The following is a 25,700-nucleotide window of genomic DNA, read 5'->3' on the forward strand; positions in this document are numbered from 1 at the left end:
GGAGGCCTTCCGTGAATATTGTGAACAATAATCTTCTTTATGAAGGAAAAGCGAAACGAATTTATCAAACAGAAGACGAACAGATTCTCCGCGTGGTCTACAAGGATTCCGCAACAGCCTTTAACGGTGAGAAAAAAGCGGAGATCAGCGGAAAGGGCCGTCTGAACAATGAAATTTCAAGCCTGATTTTCAAACATCTGCACGCCAAAGGAATTGACAACCACTTTGTGGAGCGTGTTTCAGAATCAGAGCAGCTTATCAAAAAAGTGAGCATCATTCCGCTTGAAGTCGTGGTCAGAAACATTGCCGCCGGAAGCATGTCGAAACGTCTCGGCATCCCGGAAGGAACTGAGCTTCCGCAGCCGATTATCGAATTTTATTATAAAGATGACGCGCTGGGTGATCCGCTCATCACAGAAGATCATATCTGGCTCTTGAAAGCGGCGGCTCCTGAGCAGGTCGAAACGATCAAATCGATTACAAACCAGGTGAATCAAGAACTGCAGCATATTTTTGAAGACTGCGGCGTCAGATTAATAGATTTTAAGCTGGAATTCGGCTTAGACGCAGAGGGACGGGTGCTTTTAGCGGACGAAATTTCTCCTGACACGTGCCGTCTGTGGGACAAAGACACAAACGAAAAGCTCGATAAAGATTTGTTCAGACGGAACCTGGGAAGCTTAACCGACGCATATGAAGAGATTTTCAAAAGACTGGGAGGCATTTCATAATGTATAAAGTGAAAGTTTATGTCAGCTTAAAAGAAAGTGTGCTCGATCCTCAAGGAAGCGCGGTGCAGCATGCATTGCACAGCATGACCTACAATGAAGTGCAGGATGTGCGCATCGGAAAATACATGGAGCTGACGATTGAAAAATCTGACCGCGATCTTGACGCGCTCGTGAAAGAAATGTGTGAAAAGCTCCTTGCCAATACAGTCATTGAAGACTACCGATATGAAGTTGAGGAGGTTGTCGCACAGTGAAATTTGCGGTGATTGTGTTACCCGGCTCCAACTGTGATATTGATATGTTCCACGCCGTAAAGGATGAACTCGGCGAAGAAGTCGAGTATGTCTGGCACGAGGAAACAAGCCTTGACGGATTTGACGGCGTGCTCATCCCCGGCGGGTTTTCATACGGCGACTACTTGAGATGCGGCGCCATCGCCAGATTCGCAAACATCATGCCGGCCGTGAAAAAAGCGGCTGCCGAAGGAAAACCGGTTCTAGGCGTCTGCAACGGATTCCAGATTCTGCAGGAGCTCGGACTTCTGCCAGGCGCGATGAGACGCAACAAAGATTTAAAGTTCATCTGCCGCCCAGTTGAATTAATCGTGCAGAACGGCAGTACGTTATTCACATCTTCATATGAAAATGGACAATCGATTACGATTCCGGTTGCCCACGGCGAAGGCAATTTCTACTGTGATGACGCAACGCTTGAAAGTTTAAAAGAAAACAATCAAATCGCCTTCACATACGGCGGCGATATTAACGGAAGCGTCAGCGGCATTGCCGGCGTCGTGAATGAGAAAGGCAACGTATTAGGCATGATGCCTCACCCTGAGCGCGCAGTCGATGAACTGCTCGGCAGCGCAGACGGTCTTACATTGTTCCGGTCTATCGTGAAAAATTGGAGGGAAACTCATGTCGCTACTGCTTGAACCAAGTAAAGAACAAATAAAAGAAGAGAAACTCTATCAGCAAATGGGTGTCAGTGATGACGAGTTCGCACTCATTGAATCTATTATCGGAAGATTGCCGAACTACACGGAAATCGGGATTTTTTCCGTCATGTGGTCAGAGCACTGCAGCTATAAAAACTCAAAACCGGTTTTACGCAAATTCCCGACTAGCGGCGAACGCGTGCTGCAGGGTCCCGGAGAAGGCGCGGGAATCGTTGACATCGGTGACAATCAGGCGGTCGTGTTCAAAATTGAATCTCATAACCATCCGTCAGCGCTTGAGCCATACCAAGGTGCTGCGACGGGAGTGGGCGGCATCATCCGTGATGTTTTCTCAATGGGCGCCCGTCCGATAGCTGTATTAAACTCTCTTCGATTTGGTGAGCTCACTTCACCTCGTGTGAAGTACTTGTTTGAAGAAGTAGTGGCGGGAATCGCGGGATACGGAAACTGTATCGGAATTCCGACGGTCGGCGGAGAAGTGCAGTTTGACGCAAGCTATGAGGGCAATCCGCTTGTCAATGCAATGTGCGTCGGCTTAATTGATCATAAAGATATTAAAAAAGGCCAGGCGAAAGGTGTCGGCAACACGGTCATGTACGTCGGCGCTAAAACGGGCCGCGACGGCATACACGGCGCTACTTTCGCATCGGAAGAAATGTCAGATTCATCTGAAGAAAAACGTTCCGCGGTGCAGGTCGGCGATCCTTTCATGGAAAAACTTCTCCTGGAAGCATGCCTTGAAGTCATCCAATGCGACGCCTTAGTCGGCATTCAGGATATGGGGGCGGCCGGACTGACAAGTTCGAGTGCTGAAATGGCAAGCAAAGCCGGCTCAGGCATTGAAATGAACCTTGATCTCATTCCGCAGCGGGAAACAGGTATGACCGCTTACGAAATGATGCTTTCCGAGTCTCAGGAACGCATGCTTCTCGTCATTGAACGCGGACGTGAACAGGAAATTGTCGATATTTTTGATAAATATGATCTTGAAGCGGTTTCCGTAGGTCATGTTACGGATGATAAAATGCTCCGCCTCCGCCATAACGGAGAGGTTGTTTGCGAGCTTCCGGTCGACGCGCTGGCGGAAGAAGCGCCTGTATACCACAAGCCGTCAGCAGAACCCGCGTACTACCGCGAGTTTCAAGAAACGGAAGTTCCCGCGCCTGAAGTAAAAGATGCGACAGAGACGCTTTTTGCCCTGCTGCAGCAGCCGACAATCGCCAGCAAAGAGTGGGTGTACGATCAATATGACTACATGGTGCGCACAAATACGGTGGTCGCTCCGGGCTCTGACGCAGGAGTGCTCAGAATCCGCGGCACGAAAAAAGCGCTGGCGATGACGACGGATTGCAACGCGCGTTATTTATATCTTGATCCAGAAGAAGGCGGGAAAATCGCAGTTGCCGAAGCGGCGCGCAACATCGTATGCTCCGGCGCCGAACCGCTTGCGGTCACGGATAATCTGAATTTCGGAAACCCGGAAAAACCTGAAATTTTCTGGCAGATCGAAAAAGCGGCCGACGGCATCAGCGAGGCGTGCAATGTTCTCAGCACACCCGTCATCGGCGGAAACGTATCACTTTATAATGAATCGAACGGAACGGCGATCTACCCGACGCCTGTTATCGGCATGGTCGGCTTAATTGAAGATACCGCTCATATTACGACACAGCATTTCAAACAAGCGGGGGATCTTGTATACGTGATCGGCGAAACAAAACCTGAGTTTGCCGGAAGCGAACTGCAAAAAATGACAGAAGGCCGCATTTACGGCAAAGCGCCGCAAATCGATCTTGATATAGAGCTGTCACGTCAAAAAGCATTACTTGACGCGATTAAAAAAGGCTTCGTTCAATCCGCGCATGACGTATCAGAAGGCGGCTTAGGCGTAGCGGTTGCAGAAAGCGTCATGACGACGGAAAACCTTGGCGCCAACGTAACTGTTGCAGGGGAAGCGGCATTATTATTCTCTGAATCTCAATCCCGCTTCGTCGTTTCGGTGAAAAAAGAACACCAAGCGGCGTTTGAAGCGGCTGTGGCTGATGCGGTTCATATCGGCGAGGTAACGGCTGACGGACTTCTGGCGATTCAAAACCAGGACGGACAACAATTGGTTCACGCGCAAACGAAAGAACTTGAGCGCGCGTGGAAAGGAGCTATTCCATGCTTGCTGAAATCAAAGGCCTGAATGAAGAATGCGGTGTGTTTGGCATCTGGGGACATGAAGAAGCTCCGCAGATCACATATTACGGCCTGCACAGCCTCCAGCACAGAGGACAGGAAGGCGCGGGAATTGTCGCAACTGACGGTGAAAAACTGACGGCGCATAAAGGACAGGGGCTTATTACCGAGGTTTTTCAAAACGGCGAACTGAGCAAAGTGAAGGGAAAAGGCGCGATCGGGCACGTTCGTTATGCGACGGCAGGCGGAGGCGGATATGAAAATGTTCAGCCGCTCCTGTTCCGTTCGCAAAACAACGGCAGCCTCGCGCTCGCCCATAACGGCAACTTGGTCAACGCCACACAGTTGAAGCAGCAGCTTGAAAACCAAGGGAGCATCTTTCAGACTTCCTCCGATACGGAGGTGCTGGCTCATCTGATTAAACGCAGCGGACACTTTTCGCTGAAGGATCAAATCAAAAATTCGCTGTCTATGCTGAAAGGCGCTTATGCCTTTTTAATCATGACTGAAACAGAAATGATCGTAGCGCTTGACCCGAACGGACTCAGACCGCTGTCAATCGGCATGATGGGCGATGCTTACGTCGTCGCTTCAGAAACGTGCGCATTCGATGTGGTCGGCGCGACATACCTTCGCGAAGTAGAACCGGGCGAAATGCTGATCATCAATGATGAAGGCATGAAATCAGAGCGTTTCTCCATGAATATCAACCGTTCCATCTGCAGCATGGAGTACATTTATTTCTCAAGACCTGACAGCAATATCGACGGCATTAACGTGCACAGCGCCCGGAAAAACCTCGGGAAAATGCTTGCCCAGGAGTCCGCGGTTGAAGCGGATGTCGTCACAGGCGTGCCTGATTCCAGTATTTCTGCGGCCATCGGCTATGCCGAGGCAACGGGCATCCCGTACGAACTCGGTCTCATTAAAAACCGTTATGTCGGCAGAACGTTTATCCAGCCGTCACAGGCTCTCCGTGAGCAAGGCGTGAGAATGAAGCTGTCCGCCGTCCGCGGTGTTGTTGAAGGAAAACGGGTCGTCATGGTTGATGATTCCATCGTGCGCGGGACGACAAGCCGCCGGATTGTCACAATGCTCAGAGAAGCGGGAGCGACAGAGGTGCACGTCAAGATCAGTTCACCGCCGATCGCTCATCCGTGCTTCTACGGCATCGACACATCAACCCATGAGGAGCTGATCGCTTCCTCTCATTCCGTGGAAGAAATCCGCCAGATCATCGGTGCTGACACGCTTTCTTTCTTAAGTGTAGACGGATTGTTAAAAGGAGTCGGCCGAAAATTTGAAGACACCAATTGCGGACAATGCCTCGCTTGTTTTACGGGCAAATATCCGACGGAAATTTATCAGGATACAGTGCTTCCTCACGTAAAAGAAGCGGTGCTGACAAAATAAAATGTGAAAATGACATAAAGGCAGCGTGAATTCAGGCTGCCTTTCTCTTTCTGCCTTTTAAGGAGAAACGAATTGACAAGGAGTGATAGGGATGTCTGATGCTTATAAAAATGCCGGAGTTGACATCGAAGCCGGATATGAAGCCGTCAAACGAATGAAAAAACACGTGGAGCGCACGAAAAGGCTCGGCGTTATGGGAAGCCTGGGCGGTTTTGGCGGAATGTTTGATCTGTCAGAGCTTCCGTATCAAAAGCCTGTTTTAATTTCCGGAACAGACGGTGTCGGCACCAAGCTGAAACTCGCATTTTCAATGGATAAGCATGACACGATCGGCGTCGATGCGGTCGCGATGTGTGTAAACGATGTGCTTGCCCAAGGAGCGGAGCCGCTGTTTTTCCTTGATTATTTAGCGGTCGGCAAGGCCGATCCGGTAAAAATTGAGCAGATCGTTCAGGGCGTGGCGGACGGATGCGAGCAGTCAGGATCAGCGCTTATCGGCGGTGAGACGGCGGAAATGCCGGGGCTGTATACGGCTGATGAATACGATATTGCGGGCTTTTCAGTCGGCGTCGCGGAAAAAGACGAAATCGTCACCGGTGAACATATCGAAGAGGGGCATCTCTTAATCGGACTTACTTCAAGCGGCCTTCACAGCAACGGGTTTTCCCTAGTGAGAAAAGTGCTTCTTGATGACGGCGGACTTGATTTGGATACTGTCTATGAACCGTTTGCGCGTCCTCTCGGAGAAGAATTGCTGGAACCGACGAGAATATATGTGAAGCCGGTGCTCAAGGCTGTGAAAAGCGGTAAGGTGGACGGCATGGCGCATGTGACAGGCGGAGGATTCATCGAGAACATCCCGCGGATGCTGCCAGACGGATTGAGCGCGGAAATTGATCACGGATCATGGCCGATCCCGCCGATTTTTCCGTTTCTGCAGGAACACGGCAAGCTGAAAGAAGAAGAAATGTTCAATGTCTTTAATATGGGCATCGGTTTTGTCCTTGCCGTTAAAGAAGAGGACTTGACAGACGTCATCGATACGCTTGAAGCTCAGGGGGAGAAGGCTTATCTGATCGGCCGGGTCAAGCGGGGCGAAGGCATTTCTTTCGGCGGTGCGGCTCTTTCATGAAAAAGTTTGCGGTATTTGCTTCAGGAAACGGATCGAACTTCGAGGCCATTGCCAAACGCATGAGAGAAGAGAAGTGGGATGCGGAGCTCTCGCTTCTCGTGACGGATAAGCCTCAGGCAAAGGCGGTGGAAAGGGCGGAGGCTTTACACATTCCGTCATTCGCCTTTCAACCGTCATCTTTTGAAAACAAAGCGGCCTTTGAACGGGCCGTTATTGAACAGCTGCGCCTGCACGGGGCGGAATTAATCGTTCTCGCCGGCTATATGAGACTGATTGGAGATACGCTGCTTGAAGCATACGGGGGACGCATTATTAATATACATCCCTCGCTTCTTCCGGCATTCCCCGGGATTGACGCTGTCGGACAGGCGTATCGGGCCGGTGTGAAAGTGGCGGGCATTACCGTTCATTACGTCGACGAAGGCATGGACACCGGACCGATTATCGCGCAAAAAGCATTCGAAATACAGGAAAACGATACGCTTGAAGACATAGAGCATACAATACACGAGCTTGAGCACAAATGGTATCCGAGCGTTGTGAAACAGCTGCTGGGACTAAATAACAGAGGTGAAAAGGCATGACAATCAAACGCGCACTAATCAGTGTTTCTGATAAAACAAATCTCGTACCTTTCGTAAAGGAACTGACAGAGCTCGGCGTCGAAGTCATTTCGACCGGAGGAACAAAAAAACTTCTTCAGGAAAACGGTGTGGATGTCATCGGCATTTCAGAAGTGACCGGATTTCCTGAAATTATGGACGGACGGTTAAAAACCCTCCATCCTAATATTCACGGCGGCCTGCTTGCCGTAAGAGACAATGAAGAGCATATGGCGCAGATCAATGAGCACGGCATTGCACCGATTGACCTTGTGGTTGTCAACCTTTATCCGTTTAAAGAAACGATTTCAAAAGAAGACGTAACATACGATGAAGCGATAGAAAACATTGATATCGGCGGTCCCGGCATGCTGCGCGCCGCCTCGAAAAACCATCAGGATGTGACGGTCATCACAGATCCGGCCGATTACAGCTCCGTGCTCAATGAGATTAAAGAACACGGCGGCGTTTCGCTTAAAAGAAAACGCGAGCTTGCGGCCAAAGTATTCCGCCATACCGCGGCATACGACGCATTAATCGCTGATTACTTAACACGCGAGGCCGATGAGAAAGATCCTGAGCAATTCACCGTTACATTTGAGAAAAAACAATCGCTCCGCTATGGTGAAAACCCTCACCAAGAGGCGGTTTTCTACCAAAGTGCACTTCCCGTCTCCGGTTCCATCGCGGCGGCAAAACAGCTTCACGGCAAAGAGCTTTCTTACAACAACATTAAGGACGCGGATGCGGCCGTTCAAATCGTCCGGGAATTTACAGAACCCGCAGCTGTTGCCGTTAAACATATGAACCCGTGCGGAGTCGGTACGGGAGCTTCAATTGAGGAAGCATTCAATAAAGCGTATGAAGCTGATAAAACCTCCATTTTCGGCGGCATCATCGCGCTGAACCGTGAAGTTGATCAGGCAACGGCTGAAGCCCTTCACGGCATCTTTTTAGAAATCATTATCGCCCCTTCTTTCAGTGAAGAAGCGCTGAACGTACTGACGGCGAAGAAAAACCTTCGTCTGCTCACGCTTGACGTGACCGCATCAGGGAAGAAAGAAAAACAGCTGACATCCGTACAGGGCGGTCTTTTGATTCAAGATTTAGACGTCCATGGATTTGATGACGCCGACATCAGCATCCCGACAAAAAGAGAGCCGAGCGAGCAGGAATGGGAAGATCTGAAGCTGGCCTGGAAAGTCGTCAAACATGTGAAATCTAACGCGATCGTTCTTGCAAAAGACCATATGACGGTCGGTGTGGGCGCGGGGCAGATGAATCGCGTCGGTTCAGCTAAAATCGCCATTGAGCAGGCCGGAGAAAAAGCAAAAGGCAGCGCGCTCGGATCAGACGCGTTTTTCCCGATGCCGGATACAGTCGAAGAAGCCGCAAAAGCCGGTGTCACGGCGATTATCCAGCCAGGCGGATCAGTCCGCGATGAAGATTCGATTAAAAAAGCGGATGAATACGGGATCGCCATGGTATTCACCGGCATCAGACATTTCAAACATTAAGAGGGGGAACGAAGCGTGAATGTATTGATTATCGGAAAAGGCGGCAGAGAGCATACATTGGCTTGGAAAGCGGCGCAAAGCCCGCTTGTTGACACGGTGTACGCCGCGCCCGGAAATGACGGTATGGCAGACTGCGCGACGCTGGTCAACATTGAAGAAAGCGATCATGCCGCACTCATTGCGTTTGCGAAAGAACATCATGTCGGGCTGACGATTATCGGCCCCGAAGTTCCTCTGATTGAAGGGATAGCCGATGAGTTTGAAAAAGCCGGACTGCTTGTTTTCGGACCGTCTGAAAAAGCGGCAATCATTGAAGGGAGCAAACAGTTTGCCAAGGATTTAATGAAAAAATACGGCATTCCGACGGCGGAGTATGAGACGTTTACTTCATTTGAAGAGGCGAAAGCATATGTGCAGCAAAATGGCGCGCCGATTGTCATTAAAGCGGACGGACTTGCCGCCGGAAAAGGTGTCACGGTCGCGATGACGGAAGAAGAGGCGATTGAATGCCTGCACGATTTTCTTGAGGATGAGAAATTCGGCGAGGCGAGCGCATCCGTTGTCATTGAAGAGTTCCTCGCCGGCGAAGAATTTTCCTTAATGGCGTTTGTAAAAGGGGAGACCGTCTATCCGATGGTAATCGCTCAAGATCATAAACGCGCCTTCGATGGAGACAAAGGGCCGAATACGGGCGGAATGGGCGCCTACTCACCGGTGCCGCACATTTCCGATGATATCGTCAAAAGCGCAGTCGAAACGATTGTGAAGCCGGCGGCAAAAGCAATGGTAAAAGAGGGACGTTCCTTCACGGGCGTGCTGTACGCGGGGCTGATTTTGACGGAAAACGGATCAAAAGTCATTGAATTCAACGCGCGCTTCGGAGATCCGGAAACACAGGTTGTCGTGCCGAGAATGGAATCTGACCTCATCCAGGTGCTTTTGGATCTGCTGCATGAGAAGGATGTTGACCTAAGGTGGAAGGATACGGCCGCTGTCAGCGTTGTGCTGGCTTCTGAAGGCTATCCGGAAGGCTATGCAAAAGGCACGCCGATCGGAGGTTTGACGTCCGCTGAAGACGGGATCGCCGTTTTTCATGCCGGAACGAAAAAAGACGGCGGACAATTTGTTACAAACGGCGGCCGGGTCGCCAATGTCACGGCATTTGCTGAGACATTTGAAGCGGCGAGAGATAAAGTGTACAGCGCCGTTTCAGGGCTGACAAAACCCGGACTGTTTTACAGGAGCGACATCGGCGCCCGTGCGCTGAAAGCTTCTCAACGATAAAGAGGAAAACCCCGTGTCATATAAGATGCGGGTTTTCTTCTGAAAAGACGACTAAGACTGTCGGTTTGCCGTGTGACACGCAGTCATCGATGAAGTCTTCCGGCGTATAGACGGATTCTTCCCAGACTCGCGGGACAGGAGAAATTAAATAACAAGCCGAAACGGCTTGTTATTTTTCTTGCTGATGGCTGTCATCCTGATTCATTCCAGTTTGGAACATATATGTCACCGGACAGAAGCGGAGGATGCCGGACGCCGCTTTCATCGCGCCCATCATCATACAGAAGAGATGCATCTTGCACCAAGGTTTTCTCGTGTATTTCGCTGACGCAGCAGACAAAATGGTGAGGCCGCAAGTGATGCGCATAACGGCATTTAATAAACTGATATTCGGTTTCATCATTTCAGCTCCCTTAGAAAAAGTTTTTCATTCATCTTCAATAATTTGTAACGTTTTAGCCGTGCGATAATTGTGCGGATGTGATACGATGGGTCTAATATAAGCGAAGGAGAGTATGTGAATGTCCGAACGTACCTTTAACTGGAAAAATAAAGACATCAGATCACAGGCGGATGTTGTAGACTCAAAGCTGCTTCCAACGCTACTTTTACGGGATGCTCTCGTATTAAATCCTTTTTTAAAACAATGGCTGAAAAAGAATGTCTGGATTTATGGAGACCGAATTGTATATGTTGGTGATGAGCTTCCTGATGCAGCAGAGCACATTCATACCATAAATTGTGAAGGAAAATACATTGTGCCAGGTTACATTGAACCGCATACACATCCTTTTCAAATATATAATCCCCAAACGCTCGCCGAATATGTGTCTCAATTCGGAACAACGACGTTTGTTAATGATAACTTGTTTTTTCTTTTGCACAGCGGTAAAAAGAAAGCGCTTACTATATTAGAGGAACTGAAAAAACAGCCGGTGCAATACTTCTGGTGGTCCAGATATGATCTGCAGACTGAAGTGCTGAATGAGGATCAGCTTCTTTCTTTTGATGTCCGCAAGCAATGGATGGAGCACCCGGATGTCATTCAAGGCGGAGAATTGACCGGATGGCCGCGCCTCATGGACGGCGATGACCTGATGCTTCATTGCATGCAGGCGACAAAGAAACTGCGCAAGCGGATAGAAGGGCATTTTCCCGGAGCCTCTGAAAAAACACTGACGAAGATGAAACTGTTCGGAGCGGATTCCGACCACGAGGCGATGAATGGCGGCGAGGTGATGAGACGGCTTGAATTGGGCTACTATGTTTCGCTCAGACATTCATCCATCCGCCCTGATTTGAGAACGATTTTGCAGGATCTTCATCAAAAAGGCTTCCGGCATTATGATCATTTTTTCTACACGACGGATGGAGCGACGCCGCATTTTTATAAAGGCGGCATGACGAATGAATTGATCAAAATCGCTTTGGAGGAAGGGGTTCCGGCGATCGATGCCTACAATATGGCGTCCTTTAATATCGCGAAGTATTATCAGATGGACGACTTTCTCGGTGTGATCGGTCCGGGCCGGCTTGCTTCATTGAACATTCTCGATGACCCGATGAATCCGGACCCGGTCACGGTGATCTCCAAAGGCATCCTGCTGAGGGAAGACGGCCGAAATGTGAATGCGTTTACAGAAACGGATTGGAAAAAGGGCGGTCTTGTCCCTCTTGAGCTTTCATATGATATGACGATGGATGATTTACAGTTTTCAATGCCGATGGGTGTGACAATGCGCAACGCGGTCATTATGGAGCCGTATATGATTGCGATTGATAATTCTGTTGACCAGCTTTCTTTTGATCATGATGAATGCTATCTCACGCTTCTCGATAAGCATGGAAAATGGCGGGTCAATACAATGCTGAAAGGTTTTGCCGATCGGGTGCAGGGCTTTGTCAGTTCCTACACGACAACCGGAGATATTATCGCTGCCGGAAAAAATAAGGAAGATATCCTGCTCGCTTTCTCTCGGATGAAAGAAATCGGCGGCGGAATCGTGCTTGCCGAAAACGGGAAGATTCTGCATGAGATTCCCCTCGCCTTAAACGGTTCTGCATCCGCGGAGAAGTATGAAGAAGTGCTTGAGAAAGAGCAAAAACTGAGGACGCTGCTGGAGGAGCGGGGCTACCGATTCTGCGATCCGATCTATACGCTGCTCTTTTTGCAGAGCACACACCTGCCTTATATCCGCATTACGCCGAGAGGAATATTCGACGTGATGAAAAAAACTGTACTCTTTCCATCGATAATGCGTTAAAATATAAAAGCAGGGAGCCGACATATGAAAAGATGGAAAACCGTTTGTATGCTTTGTTTTGCGTTTTTGCTGCTTGCCGCCTGCCGGCAGAACAATGCCGATCAGGTGCAGCCGAAAGAAGCGGAAGCTCCTTTAACGGGGCTGAAAACTGAGCAGAAGCTTGCAGAACGCCGTCCGATTGCAGTCGCAGTGAACAATCATCCGAAGGCGAGGCCCCAATCCGGGCTGTCAAAGGCGGATGTTGTCATCGAAGCGCTCGCGGAGGGCCGGATTACGCGGTTTCTCGCGATTTTTCAAAGTGAGATGCCGGAAACGGTCGGGCCTGTGCGGAGCGCGAGGGAATATTTTGTCACGCTCAGCAGCGGGTTTAACAGCATTTTTGTCCATCATGGCTGGAGTCCCGGCGCAAAAAAGCAGCTGGAGTCCGGAGCTTACGATTATATAAACGGTTTGGATTTTGACGGAAGCCTGTTTTGGAGAGCCGATTTCAGCAAGCCGCCCCACAATTCCTACACGTCGTATGACAATATCAGGAAGGCGACGGAACAAAAAGGATACAAGCTGAACGGAAAAACAGAACCGCTCCCATTTCAGACATCAGATGCAAAACCCGGAAACGAAACCTACAATATTCGGATAGATTATGGAACACAAAACGTTACAAATCTTGTCGAATACGATTATGATAAAAAAGCTGATACTTATACAAGAAGCTCTGATGGTGTGAAAGCGACAGACCGGGAGACCGGAAAGCCTTTAGCCATGCACAATATTTTTATTGTTGAAGCCGGCCATCGCATGACAGACAAAGATGGAAGGCGGGCCATCGATATTCAGTCAGGGGGGAAGGGCCTCCTGCTTCAGCACGGCGATGTTATGGAGTCAGACTGGGAATATAAAGACGGCCGTATTCTGCCCGTAAAAGGCGGTGAGATTCTTCCGTTTGTGCCAGGAAAGACATGGATTAATATCGTGCCTGATCTCGATGCAGCTTCCATTAGTAAAGGAGAAGGTGTTTGACGATGCAAATCGATAAATTACGCGGAAAAGAACTGGACCAGTTATTTTTATCTATTTTATCGCTGAAAGATCTGGAGGAATGCTATCGTTTCTTTGATGATCTTTGTACGATTAATGAAATCCAATCGCTGGCGCAGCGTTTGGAAGTGGCAAGAATGCTCCGCGAAGGAAATACGTATCACAAAATTGAAAGCGAAACGGGTGCTTCCACAGCGACGATTTCCCGGGTGAAGAGATGCTTAAATTACGGTAACGACGCCTATGAAATGGCGCTTGACCGCGTAAACGAAGGAGAATCCTCCTCAGCTACGTAAAAAACCGCTCTGCCGATGACGGCAGGCGGTTTTTTTATGCGTGCTGATTCAAAAGGCCGGGAAGTTCCCTCAGGCTTCCGTCTTCCTCCCGGTATACGATGTGTTCAGCTGAGAAATGAATCGGCGAGCTGATGCCCGCCGCCGCGGCGAGGTGAAACAGCCCTTCACGCAACGAGAGCACGTAGTTGCAGACGCGGTGCTGTTTATCCTCGATACTGAGCGCGCGTTGAAGTTTTGGGTCGGTTGTCGCCACTCCGACAGGACAATGATTGGTGTGGCATACTTGAGCGCGGATACAGCCGACTGAAAACATCATTCCCCGGGCAATATTGACAAAATCCGCCCCTAACGCGAGGGCAACGGCAATCTTATCCGGAGTGAGCAGCTTTCCGGATGCGAAAATTTTCAGCTTATCTCTTATCCCGTATGTCTTCAAAAGGCCGTCAACAAGGGGGAGGCCGGTCAGAATCGGCAGGCCGACGGAATCCGCCAGCTCATGGAAAGAAGCTCCCGTTCCCCCTTCACTGCCGTCAATCGTAATAAAGTCGGGAAGTTTGCCTGATGAACTCATACAGGAAATAAGGTCTTCAAGGTCTTTGCGGCTGCCCGGGACAATTTTAATGCCGACCGGTTTTTCGCCGACAGTCCTTAATTTCTCAATGAAATCAAGCATGTCCGGAACATTTGAGAACTCGTTGAAGCGGTTTGGGCTGTCAATGGATTGTCCGGGCTGCACATTTCTGATGGCGGCAATTTCTTCGGTCACCTTTGAACCGTCAATATGCCCGCCTCTTGCTTTCGCCCCTTGCGCAAGCTTTAATTCAAAGGCTTTAATCTGTTCGAGGCGGCTTTTTTTCTTAAATTCTTCCCATGAAAATTCTCCATCTTCAGTGCGGACGCCGAACAGCCCGGGGCCGATTTGGCAGATAATATCCGCGCCGCCTTTCAGGTGATACTCAGACAGGCCGCCTTCGCCTGTATTCATCCATGTGCCGCCGGCCTGGTGCAGCCCTTTTGACAGGGCGGTGATTGCCCGGTCGCCAAGTGAGCCGTAGCTCATCGCTGATTGTCCGATTAACCCTTTCACATAAAACGGCTTCTTGCATGTATCGCGGCCGATCATTTGCACATCGTCCGGATGCAGGTAATAAGGGTCCGCCTTTGCTTTTTCGCGGTGTTCGCTGCGTTTCAGCAGGTTGTCTTTGTCAATCTTGTATATCATCGTGTCGATCTTCGGCGTCTGATCTGCGCGCAGCTCCTCCCTTTGTTTCGGGAAGAGGGCGTTACGGATATAATAGCCCGGCTGATCGAAATCCCGTTCTGAGCCGAAGCCCATCATTCTGCTTTTATACTTTCCCGACATGACCGTCTGTTCATATTCTCTCCGGGAAAACGGCTGTTCTTCGTTATCATTGCTGAATAAATACTGCCGCAGCTCAGGTCCGATTTTTTCAAATATATAGCGCAGTTTTCCCGCTGCGGGATAATTGCGCAGCACTGAATGTTCTTCCTGCTTTTCGTCTCTTATGTATATCCAGAGAAACAATACGGCGGGAACTAAAATAATAAAAATCAATATACAAATCAGTACGATAATGGCTTGTTCCATTCAGATCAGACTCCTTGTCTTTTTTCTCTTTGACATTCCACATATTGTCTGTTTTCAAACATAGCCGTTTCCCGTCCGGCGGAGCGCAATCTTTTTTTGTGAATCAGGTGAATGACCTTTTCCGTTTTTCCGGGCCAAACGAATTTGTTATAATGTTTAAATGGCAAGAAACGAATGGAGGAACGAAAACGCATGTACGATGTTAACGAGTGGAAGCATGTTTTTAAACTCGATCCGAATAAAGATTTACCGGATGAACAGCTGGAACGGCTTTGTGAATCAGGGACTGACGCCATTGTGATCGGAGGAAGCGACAATATCACCGAGGACAATGTGCTGAGACTGATGTCAAAGGTGCGGCGGTTTTTAGTGCCGTGCGTACTTGAGGTGTCGACGATTGATTCCATTGTGCCCGGGTTTGATCTTTATTTCATTCCGAGTGTGCTCAACAGCAAAAAGGCGGACTGGATTGTCGGCATGCATCATCAGGCGATGAAAGAATACGGAGAGCTCATGTCAATGGAGGAAATCGTGACGGAGGGCTACTGCATCGTCAATCCTGATTGTAAGGCGGCCGCTTTGACGGAGGCGGATACACATATAGAAACAGAAGATATTCTCGCCTATGCGCGGGTCGCGGAACATTTGCTTCATCTCCCGATTTTTTATCTGGAATACAGCGGGATGCTGGCGGACATAGAAACGGTGGAGAAAACGAAAGCTGTGCTGGACAAGTCCGTCCTGTTTTACGGAGGCGGCATTAAAGACGCGGAAACGGCGGAACGGTTCGGCCGTCATGCTGATGTCATCGTTGTCGGAAATGCCGTATATGAAGATTTTGATCAGGCGCTTAAAACGGTGGCGGCTGTAAAGACAAAGTAGCCAAGCGGACGAAATTGATTTATGATAGAACATATGTTTGATAGGCGGTGAACGGATATGAATTACATTAGCAATCAATTATTAAGCGGATTAAATCCCGTTCAGCAGGAAGCGGTCAAGACGACGGACGGTCCGCTGCTTCTGATGGCGGGCGCGGGAAGCGGAAAAACACGTGTGCTGACGCACAGAATCGCATACTTAATGGCGGAAAAACACGTGGCGCCATGGAACATTCTGGCGATTACATTTACAAATAAAGCCGCCAGAGAAATGAAGGAGCGGGTAGAGAGCATTCTCGGACCCGGCGCGGATGAAATCTGGATTTCCACTTTCCACAGCATGTGCGTGCGGATTCTGCGCAGGGATATTGACAGAATCGGCATCAACCGAAATTTCTCCATTCTTGATACGGCTGATCAGCTTTCCGTTATTAAAGGGATTCTGAAAGAGCGGAATATCGATCCGAAAAAGTTTGATCCGAGAAGTATTTTAGGCTCCATCAGCAGCGCAAAAAACGAGCTGATCGAACCTGAGGAATTCGCAAAAACGGCCGGCGGCTACTACGATCAGGTCACGAGTGACGTGTATACCGATTATCAGAAAAAACTGCTGAAAAACCAATCGCTCGATTTTGATGATTTAATCATGACGACGATTAAGCTTTTCGAGCGTGTGCCGGAAGTGCTTGAGTTTTATCAGCGCAAATTCCAATACATTCACGTAGACGAGTATCAGGATACGAACAGGGCGCAATACCTGCTTGTGAAGCAGCTTGCGGCCCGTCTTGAAAATATCTGCGTCGTCGGTGACTCCGACCAGTCCATTTACAGATGGCGCGGGGCGGATATCGCGAATATCCTTTCCTTTGAAAAAGATTATCCGAGCGCAAACGTGATTCTGCTCGAACAAAACTACCGCTCAACAAAGCGGATTCTGCAAGCGGCTAACGAAGTGATCAAAAACAACTCAAACCGCAAGCCGAAAAACCTGTGGACGGAAAATGACGAAGGCATCAAGCTTTCTTATTACAGCGGCGACAATGAATTCGGCGAAGGCCAATTCGTCGCGGGCAAAATTTATGAGCTGCACAGCTCGGGCCGGCGGAAGCTTTCCGATATCGCGATTTTATACCGGACAAACGCCCAGTCGCGCGTCATTGAGGAAACCCTTTTAAAATCCGGACTGAACTACAATATCGTCGGCGGAACCAAGTTCTACGACAGGAAAGAAATTAAAGACATTCTCGCATACCTGCGCCTTGTGTCAAACCCGGACGACGACATCAGTTTTACGCGGATCGTCAATGTGCCGAAGCGGGGCGTCGGCGCAACTTCACTAGAAAAAATCGCTTCATATGCGGCGATGAACGGAATGTCAATGTTCCAGGCGGTCAAACAGGTTGATTTCATCGGCGTCAGCGCGAAAGCGGCAAACGCGCTTGACGGCTTTGGCGCGATGATTGAAAATCTGACGAACATGCAGGATTACCTGTCCATTACGGAACTCACGGAAGAAATTCTCGAGAAAACGGAATACAGAGAAATGCTGAAGGCCGAAAAATCAATCGAAGCCCAAAGCCGCCTTGAAAATATCGACGAGTTTCTTTCCGTGACGAAAAACTTCGAACAAAAAAGCGAAGACAAGTCTCTCGTCGCGTTTCTGACTGATTTGGCGCTGATTGCGGATATTGACCAGCTTGACCAGAAGGAAGAAGAATCAGGCGGAAAGGATGCCGTCACTTTAATGACACTGCACGCCGCTAAAGGGCTTGAATTTCCTGTCGTGTTCTTAATGGGCATGGAAGAAGGCGTGTTCCCGCACAGCCGCTCCCTGATGGAAGAAGCCGAGATGGAAGAAGAACGCAGGCTCGCATATGTAGGCATTACGAGGGCGGAAGAAGAACTGTATTTAACGAATGCCAAAATGCGCACCTTATTCGGCCGCACCAATATGAATCCGGAATCCCGCTTTATCAGGGAAATACCTGGCGATTTATTGGAGAACCTAAATGAGAAGAAAACACCTCGCATGCAGCCGGGAAGAAAAGTGCAGCCAAAACGCGGGCCCGTATCCCGTCCCGTTTCCTATGCGAACAAAACAGGCGGCGACTCGCTCAGCTGGGCGGTCGGCGATAAAGCGGGCCATAAAAAATGGGGCACCGGAACGGTTGTCAGCGTAAAAGGAGAAGGCGAAAGCACCGAGCTTGATATCGCATTCCCGAGCCCTGTCGGCGTGAAGCGTCTGCTTGCCGCTTTTGCGCCGATTGAAAAGCAGTAACCTGAAGAGGAAAGGAAGAACATGATGGACAAAGAAACAGCGAAACACCGGGCAGAAGAATTGCGCCGCACCATCGATCAGTACAGTTATGAATATTACACCTTAGATGAACCTAGCGTGCCGGATTCCGAGTACGACAGACTGATGCAGGAGCTGATTGCCATAGAGGAAGAGCACCCGGAGCTCAGAACGCCTGATTCGCCCACACAGCGGGTCGGGGGAGCAGTGCTTGAATCGTTTCAAAAGGTGCAGCACGGCACGCCGATGCTCAGTCTCGGCAACGCATTTAACGATGATGATCTCCGCGATTTTGACCGCCGCGTCCGTCAGGCTGTCGGTGACGGCGTCGCTTATAATGTGGAGCTGAAAATAGACGGTCTTGCTGTTTCTCTCCGTTATGAAGACGGCTATTTCGTCAGAGGCGCGACAAGAGGAGACGGAACGACGGGCGAAGATATCACGGAAAACTTAAAAACGATCCGCAACATTCCGCTGAAAATGAAACGGAACCTTTCCATAGAAGTGCGCGGAGAGGCGTACATGCCGAAACAGTCATTTGAAGCGCTCAATGAAGAACGGCTGAAACATGAAGAGGAGCCGTTCGCCAATCCCCGGAACGCGGCTGCAGGCTCACTCAGACAGCTTGATCCGAAAATTGCAGCGAAACGAAATCTTGACATCTTCGTCTACAGTATAGCGGAGCTTGACGAGATGGGTGTGGAAACACAGAGTCAGGGCCTGGATTTTCTGGATGAGCTCGGTTTTAAAACAAACCAGGAACGGAAAAAATGCGCCACGATAGATGAAGTCATTGAAATGATCGAAGAGCTGCAGGCGAAGCGGGCCGATCTCCCGTATGAAATTGACGGAATCGTCATCAAAGTCGATTCGCTCGACCAGCAGGAAGAGCTCGGGTATACGGCAAAGAGCCCGCGCTGGGCGATTGCTTATAAATTCCCGGCGGAAGAGGTCGTGACAAAACTTCTCGATATCGAACTGAATGTCGGAAGAACGGGCGTGATTACGCCGACCGCCGTTCTGGAACCGGTAAAAGTCGCGGGAACGACGGTCTCAAGAGCATCCCTTCATAACGAAGATTTAATTAAAGAGAAGGATATCCGCATTCTCGATAAAGTGGTCGTCAAAAAAGCGGGCGACATCATCCCTGAGGTCGTCAATGTCTTAATCGAACAGCGGACCGGGGAAGAAAAAGAATTCAATATGCCGACCAGCTGCCCTGAGTGCGAAAGCGAACTTGTCCGCATTGAAGGGGAAGTCGCGCTGCGCTGCATCAATCCGGAATGTCCGGCGCAGATCAGAGAAGGCCTGATTCACTTTGTCTCACGCAACGCGATGAATATTGACGGGCTCGGAGAACGTGTCATCACACAGCTTTTCCGTGAACATCTCGTCCGTAATGTCGCTGATTTGTATAAGCTGACAAAAGAACAGGTTATCCGGCTTGAGCGGATGGGGGAAAAATCAACTGACAATCTGATCAGCTCCATCCAAAAGTCAAAAGAGAATTCGCTGGAACGCCTGCTGTTCGGTCTCGGCATCCGTTTTATCGGCTCAAAAGCGGCCAAAACACTCGCCATGCATTTTGAAAGCCTGGAAAATCTGAAACAAGCCACGGAAGAAGAGCTGCTTGCGGTAGATGAAATCGGCGAAAAGATGGCCGATGCCGTTATCACCTATTTCCACAAAGAAGAAATGCTTGAGCTATTGAATGAACTTGAGGAACTCGGTGTGAACACACTCTACAAAGGCCCGAAAAAAGTAAAAGCGGAGGACAGCGACTCTTATTTTGCCGGCAAAACCATCGTGTTAACCGGAAAGCTTGAAGAGCTGTCCAGAAATGAAGCCAAGGCGCAGATTGAAGCGCTCGGCGGAAAGCTGACGGGATCTGTCAGCAAAAAAACAGACTTGCTGATTGCCGGAGAAGCGGCCGGAAGCAAGCTGACAAAAGCGCAGGAATTAAACATTGAAGTATGGAATGAAGCACAGCTATTGGGAGAGCTAAAGAAATAAGAGGAGTGTTTTCTATTGAAAAAGATGTTGGCATTGGCGGCGACGGCAACGGCGGCAGTACTCATGCTGTCAGCCTGTACGCCGAGTTTCGGGGGGAACAAAGAGGAAGAGATCACGCAGAAAACGGCAAAGTCTTCTGAAAAAGCGATCATACCGAAATATAATATCTCTGATTCCTACTATAAAATGGTGCTTCCGTTTAAGGCCGGAAAAGCGCGCGGCCTGACCGCGGACCGGCTGAACACGAGGCTGGACATCGATGAATTCGAGACGGGTCTGATGCGGCTCGCTCAAGACACGTTCCCGACGGATGACTATTTATATCAGGAAGGCCAGTATTTAGATGAGGACACGGTACTCAGCTGGCTTGACCGCAAAAAAGAGGGCAGTGATCTGAAAAAGGCGAAAAAGGCAGACGCCAATTTTCAGAATCTCGGCTTAAACCCTGTGCTGCCAAGCTCGGGATCGGCAAAAGAGAAAAATGAAAACAGCCCGATTTACTTAGCGTCCATGCTTGAACAGGATTACTTAGTTAGAAAAGATAAAAATTCCATCCAGCTTGGCGGTGTCATGATCGGTCTCGCTCTCAACTCTGTATACTATTACCGCGAAAACACAGGTGATCCGCAGCAGGAAGTGGAGCTCAGCGACAAAACAATCCGCAGCCACGGTGAAGAAATCGCCCAGGAAGTCGTTAACCGCCTTCGGAAAATGGATAACCTGAAAAATGTGCCGATTACCGTCGCCCTTTATAAACAAGCGCCGAAAACATCAATCGTACCGGGGAATTACATTGCGAAAACAGAAGTCAAGGCCGGCTCATCCACCATTTCAAACTGGGATGATGTCAAAGAAAAGTACGTCTTCTATCCGGCGGATACAGACACGGCAAAGAAATACCCAGATGATTCCGAAGTGTTTAAACGCTTCAAAAACGCCATCGACAGCTACTTCCCGAATTACACCGGAGTCGTCGGAACGGCAATGTACGAAAACGATGAAATGAGAAAAATGAAGATTGAAATCCCGATGCAATTTTACGGGAAAAGCGAAGTCATCGCCTTTACCCAATACTTAACAGGTGAGCTGATGGATTATTATTCAAAAGGCTCAGTTGATGTCGAGATTAACATTACCTCGTCTGACGGCCAGGAAGCGCTGATCGTCCGCAATGCGGGTGACAAAGAACCGACCGTCCATATTTACGATTAACCAAGATGCCCTTGTTCATTTCTGTATGAGCAAGGGTTTTTTTATTGTGAATATCGTTGGAGAGAGGGATGAGGTATGTTAAGATATTTGTATAATTAGGAATTAACAGGAAAACACATATTATTTCTAAGCGGATGTTACTAATCTGCTGTGAAAAAAGAAGGGCAGGAATGTTGATGAATGACATTTGCTGAGTACACACACCGCCTACAAACGTTATGAAAAGGGTGAATCAGCATGCATAAAGATATTAGAGCGATTTTTGAGGAAGATAAGGTGCTGGCTGAGGCCGGTGAAATATACGGATTTACTACGTTTCAATTTATCGCGGACGCAGAGAACTACGTATATGAAATTGTGAAAGATAACGAACCTTATATCTTAAAAATTACGCATACGATCAGAAGAACACCGGAATATATTCTCGGAGAAATGGAATGGCTTCATCATCTGGCAAAGGGAGGGCTTTCAGCAGCAAAACCGATTCCTTCATTAAGTGGCAGAGATGTCGAAGAAGTGCCGGATGGAAAAGGCGGAGCATTTTTAGTAAGAGTCTATGAAAAAGCGCCCGGACGCAAAGTGGAGCAATCAGACTGGAACGGGACTCTGTTTTACGAGCTTGGGAAGTACACGGGGAAGATGCACCGGCTGACGAAAAGCTACCGTCTGAGCGATCCGTTATATAAAAGGCAGGAATGGGATGAAGAGGAGCAGCTGAAGCTGAGAAAATACGTGCCCGCAGATCAGCATCTCGTATTCGAACGGGCGGATGCTTTAATGGAAAAACTGCGCCGTTTGCCGAAGAATCCTGAAAACTACGGCCTTGTGCACGCCGATCTGCACCACGGCAATTTCAATTGGGACAACGGTAAAATCACTGCATTTGATTTTGATGATACCGGCTACAATTGGTTTGTGAATGATATCAGTATTCTGCTGTACAACATGTTGTGGTATCCGGTCATTCCATATGAAGACAAGGCCGCGTTTACGGGTGAGTTCATGACACACTTTATGAAAGGCTACAGGGAAGAAAATGACCTTGACCCCGCCTGGCTTGAACACATCCCGGATTTTCTCCGGCTGCGCCATATGCTGATCTACGGATTATTGCATCAGGCGTTTGACCTCAATTCACTCGGGGACGAGGAACTTGAGATGCTGAAAGCCTTCAGGCGCGATATCGAAAACGAAACCCCGATTACGGAGTATCACTTTTCTGCATTCGTATAAATAGAAAACGCCGGCTGAATCCAGCCCGGCGTTTTTTTATAACGTATCACACTTCACTCCGACGACACCCTGAATTTCTTTAATATCATAATAGACGTCAGTGGTGTAGCGGTTTTTGTGAACACTGACTTTCACTTCCATAATGGGAAATTCTTTTTCGCGCAGATCATCAATCCGGACGGAGTGAATGCGGAGCCGTTTGCTTTTCATTTCTTTTAGAATCTCGGTCATTTTGTCTTTATCGGAAAGAGACATTCTCACGCGGATATCCTTTTCCTTCAAGCGGTTGGGACCGATTTTTCTGATCAGCCACGGAAGAAATTCGACACTGATCAGGATAAACAAGAGGCTTGCGAACGCCTCTTTATAAAAGCCGGCGCCTGTAGCCAGACCGAGCCCGGCTGCGCCCCAGATGATGGCCGATGTCGTCAGGCCGGATATGACGTCATTGCTTTTACGCAGGATCACGCCCGCGCCGATAAAACCGACGCCGGAAATGATTTGGGCGGGGAGGCGGAGCGGATCCATCATGATACGGTAATATTTTGGGAAATGATATGCCGCGTTAATGCTGACGATCGTCAGCATACAGGAGCTGACGGCGATGACGATACAGGTTTTCAGTCCGAGCGGTTTGTTTTTCAGCTCGCGTTCAAGACCGATGATCATGCCGATCAGCGTGGCAATGCCCAGCTTTAATAAAATGTCTGGTTCGATAGGCCAGCTCAATTTGCACAGCACCTCCGCAATTTTTCTTATAATAAATTGATATGATTTTCTCACAGTATTTATAGCAGGACAAGTGCGGAAGAAAAAAGCCGTCAGGGATAAAATCTGACGGCTTTTTGTCTATTTCTTGTTTTTCAAAAGAGCTTCCATCCGGCTGAACAGCTGATAAGAAGCATCGGCCGGTTTTTTTGTCAGCAGGCTGACGGCAATACCGGCAATCAGACTGAGGAAGAACCCCGGAATGATTTCGTATACGCCGGTTGAAGCGGCAAGCCCTGTGGTGATCCAGATTAAAACGGCCGCGGCCCCGGTAATCATCGCCGCAAGCGCTCCCCATTCATTCATCCGTTTCCAGTACAGACTGAGCAAGAGCGCCGGGCCGATAGCCGAACCGAAGCCTGCCCACGCATATCCGACCAGATCGAGAATGGTGCTATTCGGATTCATGGAAAGCAGGATGGCGATAACGGCTACGATCAATACCGACAGGCGTCCGGTCATGACCAATTCTTTATCGCTCGCTTCCCGTCTGAAAAAGGCGCGGTATAAATCTTCCGTAATGGCGCTTGCCGTTACGAGAAGCTGTGAGGAAATGGAACTCATGATCGCCGCTAAAATCGCGGACAGTAAGAAGCCCGTAATCAGCGGGTGGAACAGGATTTTAGAAAAAATAATGAAAATCGTTTCCGGGTCTTTTACGGAGACCCCGAAGTGATGGGTATACGCAACCCCTATAATCCCGGTAAGCAATGAGCCGACAACTGAAATGGCCATCCAGCTCATCCCGATTCTGCGGGCGGGTTTTAAATCTTTCACTTCTTTAATCGCCATAAATCGTACGATGATATGAGGCTGGCCGTAATAGCCGAGTCCCCATGCCAAATAAGAAATAATGCTAATGACGCTCGCGCCTTTAAAGATATCCAATAGCTTCGGGTTGACGGCGTTGATCGAATCAATCGTCGTTGAAACGCTCCCGAGCTGGGTAAAAGCAACGATCGGCACAAGCACTAATGCCGCAAACATGATCGCTCCCTGCACAAAGTCAGTCAGACTGACAGCGAGGAAACCGCCAAACAGCGTGTAAAGCACAACAACACCGGCCGTTAAAAACAAACCGAATTTGTAGTCGGCGCCGAATGCCGATTCAAATAACCTGCCTCCAGATATCATCCCGGACGATGTGTACAGTGTGAAAAAGATCATAATAATCACGGCGGAAACAATTTTCAGCAATGATGACGAATGGCGGAACCGTTTATCGAAGAAATCGGGAATCGTAATCGCATCATCCGCAACTTCCGTGTAAGCGCGCAGCCTCGGAGCAAGCAGCAGATAATTTGAATACGCGCCGATCGTCAAACCGAGCGCCAGCCATAAGGTCGATAACCCCGTTGCGAACATTGCGCCGGGAACTCCCATCAGCATCCATGCGCTCATATCGGCCGCACCTGCGGACAGCGCCGTTACGAACGGGCCGAGTCCTCTTCCGCCCAGCATGTAATCATTAATATTCGTTGTCTTCCTGAATGCGTACCAGCCGATTAACAGCATGGCAGCAAAGTAAATGCCAAGAGATATAATTAGTTCAATACTCACGTTTTTGGTCCCTCTCTTCTTTCATGTAAATGTTGCATCACCTCTGTAGATTAGTAGTGCCGGAATATGCGCCGGCGATCCAGCCTTTAGTCATCATTCCATGCGGATCGCATGATTTAGTGCTGGCTATGGTTACTAAACCTAACAAAGTATCCCCGATCAATCAACTCTCGAAACCTGGCCCGCTCAAGGAAAAAATCCCCGCCAACATAGAACAGCTTAGAGATGAAAACGCTACCAATAAGTTATAAAAGTAAAAATTTTCTGACATATAATTCGTTTCTCTTTCTCCCCGATTTAGGATAAAATAAAGAGGGTTTCATCATGCCTCAGAAGGCGGCGTTTTGTTGCTTTAGAGGACTCATTTTTGATATGATCAGTATTATATGACGAAACGGAGAATTATGCGGAGGTGGATCTTATGTCACGAATTTCTATAGAAGAAGTAAAGCATGTCGCTCATTTGGCGAGACTCGCCATTACGGATGAAGAAGCTGAAATGTTCACAGAACAGCTTGACAGCATCATCTCGTTTGCCGAGGAGCTTAATGAAGTGGACACGGATAACGTGGAACCGACAACACACGTGCTGAAAATGAAAAACGTAATGAGAGAAGATGAAGCGGGTAAAGGCCTTCCGGTCGAGGATGTCATGAAAAATGCTCCCGATCATAAAGACGGCTATGTCCGTGTGCCATCTATTCTGGATTAA

General features: G+C 48.9%; 22 protein-coding genes. 18 read left to right on the forward strand and 4 right to left on the reverse strand.

Annotation, left to right across the window (positions count from 1 at the left end):
- The first annotated feature begins 11 nt into the window (after positions 1 to 11).
- The 9 genes from purC to purD all read left to right on the forward strand — a co-directional run bounded on the left by purC (position 12) and on the right by purD (position 9,818).
- Entirely contained in the window at positions 12 to 731 is a 720-nt protein-coding gene (gene purC / locus SB724_RS16285) for a phosphoribosylaminoimidazolesuccinocarboxamide synthase (protein ID WP_130571708.1), read from the forward strand.
- Positions 731 to 985, forward strand: a complete 255-nt coding sequence (gene purS, locus SB724_RS16290; RefSeq protein ID WP_003155758.1) for a phosphoribosylformylglycinamidine synthase subunit PurS — start codon at positions 731 to 733, stop codon at positions 983 to 985. The genes purC and purS overlap by 1 nt, the downstream gene beginning before the upstream one ends.
- Positions 982 to 1,665, forward strand: coding sequence for a phosphoribosylformylglycinamidine synthase subunit PurQ (gene purQ, locus SB724_RS16295; RefSeq protein WP_410571921.1), 684 nt, complete (start codon positions 982 to 984; stop codon positions 1,663 to 1,665). Before purS ends, purQ begins: the two co-directional genes overlap by 4 nt.
- A complete protein-coding gene (gene purL, locus SB724_RS16300; protein WP_265973462.1) occupies positions 1,649 to 3,877 on the forward strand; it encodes a phosphoribosylformylglycinamidine synthase subunit PurL in 2,229 nt (742 codons plus the stop codon). Before purQ ends, purL begins: the two co-directional genes overlap by 17 nt.
- The gene (gene purF / locus SB724_RS16305; protein WP_007609856.1) at positions 3,853 to 5,283 is read left to right on the forward strand and encodes an amidophosphoribosyltransferase; all 1,431 of its coding nucleotides are present in this window, start codon (positions 3,853 to 3,855) and stop codon (positions 5,281 to 5,283) included. The genes purL and purF overlap by 25 nt, the downstream gene beginning before the upstream one ends.
- Positions 5,284 to 5,374: 91 nt before the next feature.
- The gene (purM, locus tag SB724_RS16310; protein ID WP_015239317.1) at positions 5,375 to 6,415 is read left to right on the forward strand and encodes a phosphoribosylformylglycinamidine cyclo-ligase; all 1,041 of its coding nucleotides are present in this window, start codon (positions 5,375 to 5,377) and stop codon (positions 6,413 to 6,415) included.
- Entirely contained in the window at positions 6,412 to 6,999 is a 588-nt protein-coding gene (purN, locus tag SB724_RS16315) for a phosphoribosylglycinamide formyltransferase (RefSeq protein WP_007609858.1), read from the forward strand. The genes purM and purN overlap by 4 nt, the downstream gene beginning before the upstream one ends.
- On the forward strand, positions 6,996 to 8,534 hold the full coding sequence (gene purH / locus SB724_RS16320; protein WP_410571925.1) for a bifunctional phosphoribosylaminoimidazolecarboxamide formyltransferase/IMP cyclohydrolase: 1,539 nt from the start codon (positions 6,996 to 6,998) through the stop codon (positions 8,532 to 8,534). The genes purN and purH overlap by 4 nt, the downstream gene beginning before the upstream one ends.
- A 15-nt stretch (positions 8,535 to 8,549) precedes the next feature.
- Entirely contained in the window at positions 8,550 to 9,818 is a 1,269-nt protein-coding gene (gene purD / locus SB724_RS16325; RefSeq protein WP_410571927.1) for a phosphoribosylamine--glycine ligase, read from the forward strand.
- Positions 9,819 to 9,987: 169 nt separating this feature from the next.
- Here purD and SB724_RS16330 read toward each other — a convergent pair whose 3' ends face one another.
- Positions 9,988 to 10,218, reverse strand: coding sequence for a YgaP family membrane protein (locus SB724_RS16330; RefSeq protein WP_017419030.1), 231 nt, complete (start codon positions 10,216 to 10,218; stop codon positions 9,988 to 9,990).
- A 121-nt stretch (positions 10,219 to 10,339) separates the two neighbouring features.
- Between SB724_RS16330 and SB724_RS16335 the strand changes: the two genes are divergently transcribed.
- The 3 genes from SB724_RS16335 to SB724_RS16345 are packed head-to-tail and all read left to right on the forward strand — an operon-like array spanning position 10,340 to position 13,416.
- On the forward strand, positions 10,340 to 12,082 hold the full coding sequence (locus SB724_RS16335; RefSeq protein ID WP_410571929.1) for an adenine deaminase: 1,743 nt from the start codon (positions 10,340 to 10,342) through the stop codon (positions 12,080 to 12,082).
- Positions 12,083 to 12,106: 24 nt separating this feature from the next.
- Positions 12,107 to 13,102 (forward strand): DUF3048 domain-containing protein, encoded by a 996-nt coding sequence (locus tag SB724_RS16340; RefSeq protein WP_410571931.1) that lies wholly within the window; start codon positions 12,107 to 12,109, stop codon positions 13,100 to 13,102.
- Positions 13,103 to 13,104: 2 nt separating this feature from the next.
- A complete protein-coding gene (locus SB724_RS16345) occupies positions 13,105 to 13,416 on the forward strand; it encodes a YerC/YecD family TrpR-related protein (protein WP_029326169.1) in 312 nt (103 codons plus the stop codon).
- A gap of 34 nt (positions 13,417 to 13,450) precedes the next feature.
- Here the strand turns inward: SB724_RS16345 and SB724_RS16350 are convergent, their stop codons facing one another.
- The gene (locus SB724_RS16350) at positions 13,451 to 15,025 is read right to left on the reverse strand and encodes an FMN-binding glutamate synthase family protein (RefSeq protein WP_410571933.1); all 1,575 of its coding nucleotides are present in this window, start codon (positions 15,023 to 15,025) and stop codon (positions 13,451 to 13,453) included.
- 192 nt (positions 15,026 to 15,217) lie between these two features.
- Here SB724_RS16350 and pcrB point away from each other — a divergent pair, with 192 nt between their 5' ends.
- The 5 genes from pcrB to SB724_RS16375 all read left to right on the forward strand — a co-directional run bounded on the left by pcrB (position 15,218) and on the right by SB724_RS16375 (position 22,660).
- Positions 15,218 to 15,907 (forward strand): heptaprenylglyceryl phosphate synthase, encoded by a 690-nt coding sequence (gene pcrB / locus SB724_RS16355; protein ID WP_003155740.1) that lies wholly within the window; start codon positions 15,218 to 15,220, stop codon positions 15,905 to 15,907.
- Between the two features lie 57 nt (positions 15,908 to 15,964).
- Positions 15,965 to 18,184, forward strand: coding sequence for a DNA helicase PcrA (gene pcrA, locus SB724_RS16360; RefSeq protein ID WP_032872525.1), 2,220 nt, complete (start codon positions 15,965 to 15,967; stop codon positions 18,182 to 18,184).
- A gap of 24 nt (positions 18,185 to 18,208) precedes the next feature.
- Positions 18,209 to 20,215 carry an NAD-dependent DNA ligase LigA gene (ligA, locus tag SB724_RS16365; RefSeq protein ID WP_410571935.1) on the forward strand — a complete coding sequence of 669 codons (2,007 nt, stop codon included), beginning with the start codon at positions 18,209 to 18,211 and terminating at the stop codon, positions 20,213 to 20,215.
- A 15-nt stretch (positions 20,216 to 20,230) separates the two neighbouring features.
- The gene (locus tag SB724_RS16370) at positions 20,231 to 21,427 is read left to right on the forward strand and encodes a CamS family sex pheromone protein (RefSeq protein WP_410571937.1); all 1,197 of its coding nucleotides are present in this window, start codon (positions 20,231 to 20,233) and stop codon (positions 21,425 to 21,427) included.
- 237 nt (positions 21,428 to 21,664) lie between these two features.
- Positions 21,665 to 22,660: a phosphotransferase enzyme family protein gene (locus tag SB724_RS16375; protein WP_410571939.1), complete on the forward strand. Its 996-nt coding sequence runs from the start codon at positions 21,665 to 21,667 to the stop codon at positions 22,658 to 22,660.
- 36 nt (positions 22,661 to 22,696) lie between these two features.
- On the opposite strand, the gene SB724_RS16380 is transcribed toward SB724_RS16375, so the two are convergent.
- On the reverse strand, positions 22,697 to 23,389 hold the full coding sequence (locus tag SB724_RS16380) for an MgtC/SapB family protein (protein WP_007609875.1): 693 nt from the start codon (positions 23,387 to 23,389) through the stop codon (positions 22,697 to 22,699).
- Positions 23,390 to 23,509: 120 nt separating this feature from the next.
- The gene (gene putP / locus SB724_RS16385; RefSeq protein WP_410571941.1) at positions 23,510 to 24,988 is read right to left on the reverse strand and encodes a sodium/proline symporter PutP; all 1,479 of its coding nucleotides are present in this window, start codon (positions 24,986 to 24,988) and stop codon (positions 23,510 to 23,512) included.
- A gap of 421 nt (positions 24,989 to 25,409) precedes the next feature.
- Between putP and gatC the strand changes: the two genes are divergently transcribed.
- On the forward strand, positions 25,410 to 25,700 hold the full coding sequence (gene gatC, locus SB724_RS16390) for an Asp-tRNA(Asn)/Glu-tRNA(Gln) amidotransferase subunit GatC (RefSeq protein WP_003155732.1): 291 nt from the start codon (positions 25,410 to 25,412) through the stop codon (positions 25,698 to 25,700).

Origin of the sequence: Bacillus sp. SIMBA_031 (genome assembly GCF_046535225.1) — a bacterium.
GTDB lineage: Bacteria > Bacillota > Bacilli > Bacillales > Bacillaceae > Bacillus > Bacillus velezensis.

Coding starts and splice junctions, on each gene's coding strand:
- SB724_RS16340 (WP_410571931.1), top strand. CDS start 12,107: ATGAAAAGATGGAAAACCGTTTGTATGCTTTGTTTTGCGTTTTTGCTG.
- SB724_RS16350 (WP_410571933.1), bottom strand. CDS start 15,025: ATGGAACAAGCCATTATCGTACTGATTTGTATATTGATTTTTATTATT.
- purS (WP_003155758.1), top strand. CDS start 731: ATGTATAAAGTGAAAGTTTATGTCAGCTTAAAAGAAAGTGTGCTCGAT.
- ligA (WP_410571935.1), top strand. CDS start 18,209: ATGGACAAAGAAACAGCGAAACACCGGGCAGAAGAATTGCGCCGCACC.
- gatC (WP_003155732.1), top strand. CDS start 25,410: ATGTCACGAATTTCTATAGAAGAAGTAAAGCATGTCGCTCATTTGGCG.
- SB724_RS16335 (WP_410571929.1), top strand. CDS start 10,340: ATGTCCGAACGTACCTTTAACTGGAAAAATAAAGACATCAGATCACAG.
- purF (WP_007609856.1), top strand. CDS start 3,853: ATGCTTGCTGAAATCAAAGGCCTGAATGAAGAATGCGGTGTGTTTGGC.
- purN (WP_007609858.1), top strand. CDS start 6,412: ATGAAAAAGTTTGCGGTATTTGCTTCAGGAAACGGATCGAACTTCGAG.
- SB724_RS16375 (WP_410571939.1), top strand. CDS start 21,665: ATGCATAAAGATATTAGAGCGATTTTTGAGGAAGATAAGGTGCTGGCT.
- pcrA (WP_032872525.1), top strand. CDS start 15,965: ATGAATTACATTAGCAATCAATTATTAAGCGGATTAAATCCCGTTCAG.
- SB724_RS16330 (WP_017419030.1), bottom strand. CDS start 10,218: ATGAAACCGAATATCAGTTTATTAAATGCCGTTATGCGCATCACTTGC.
- purM (WP_015239317.1), top strand. CDS start 5,375: ATGTCTGATGCTTATAAAAATGCCGGAGTTGACATCGAAGCCGGATAT.
- pcrB (WP_003155740.1), top strand. CDS start 15,218: ATGTACGATGTTAACGAGTGGAAGCATGTTTTTAAACTCGATCCGAAT.
- SB724_RS16345 (WP_029326169.1), top strand. CDS start 13,105: ATGCAAATCGATAAATTACGCGGAAAAGAACTGGACCAGTTATTTTTA.
- purL (WP_265973462.1), top strand. CDS start 1,649: ATGTCGCTACTGCTTGAACCAAGTAAAGAACAAATAAAAGAAGAGAAA.
- purH (WP_410571925.1), top strand. CDS start 6,996: ATGACAATCAAACGCGCACTAATCAGTGTTTCTGATAAAACAAATCTC.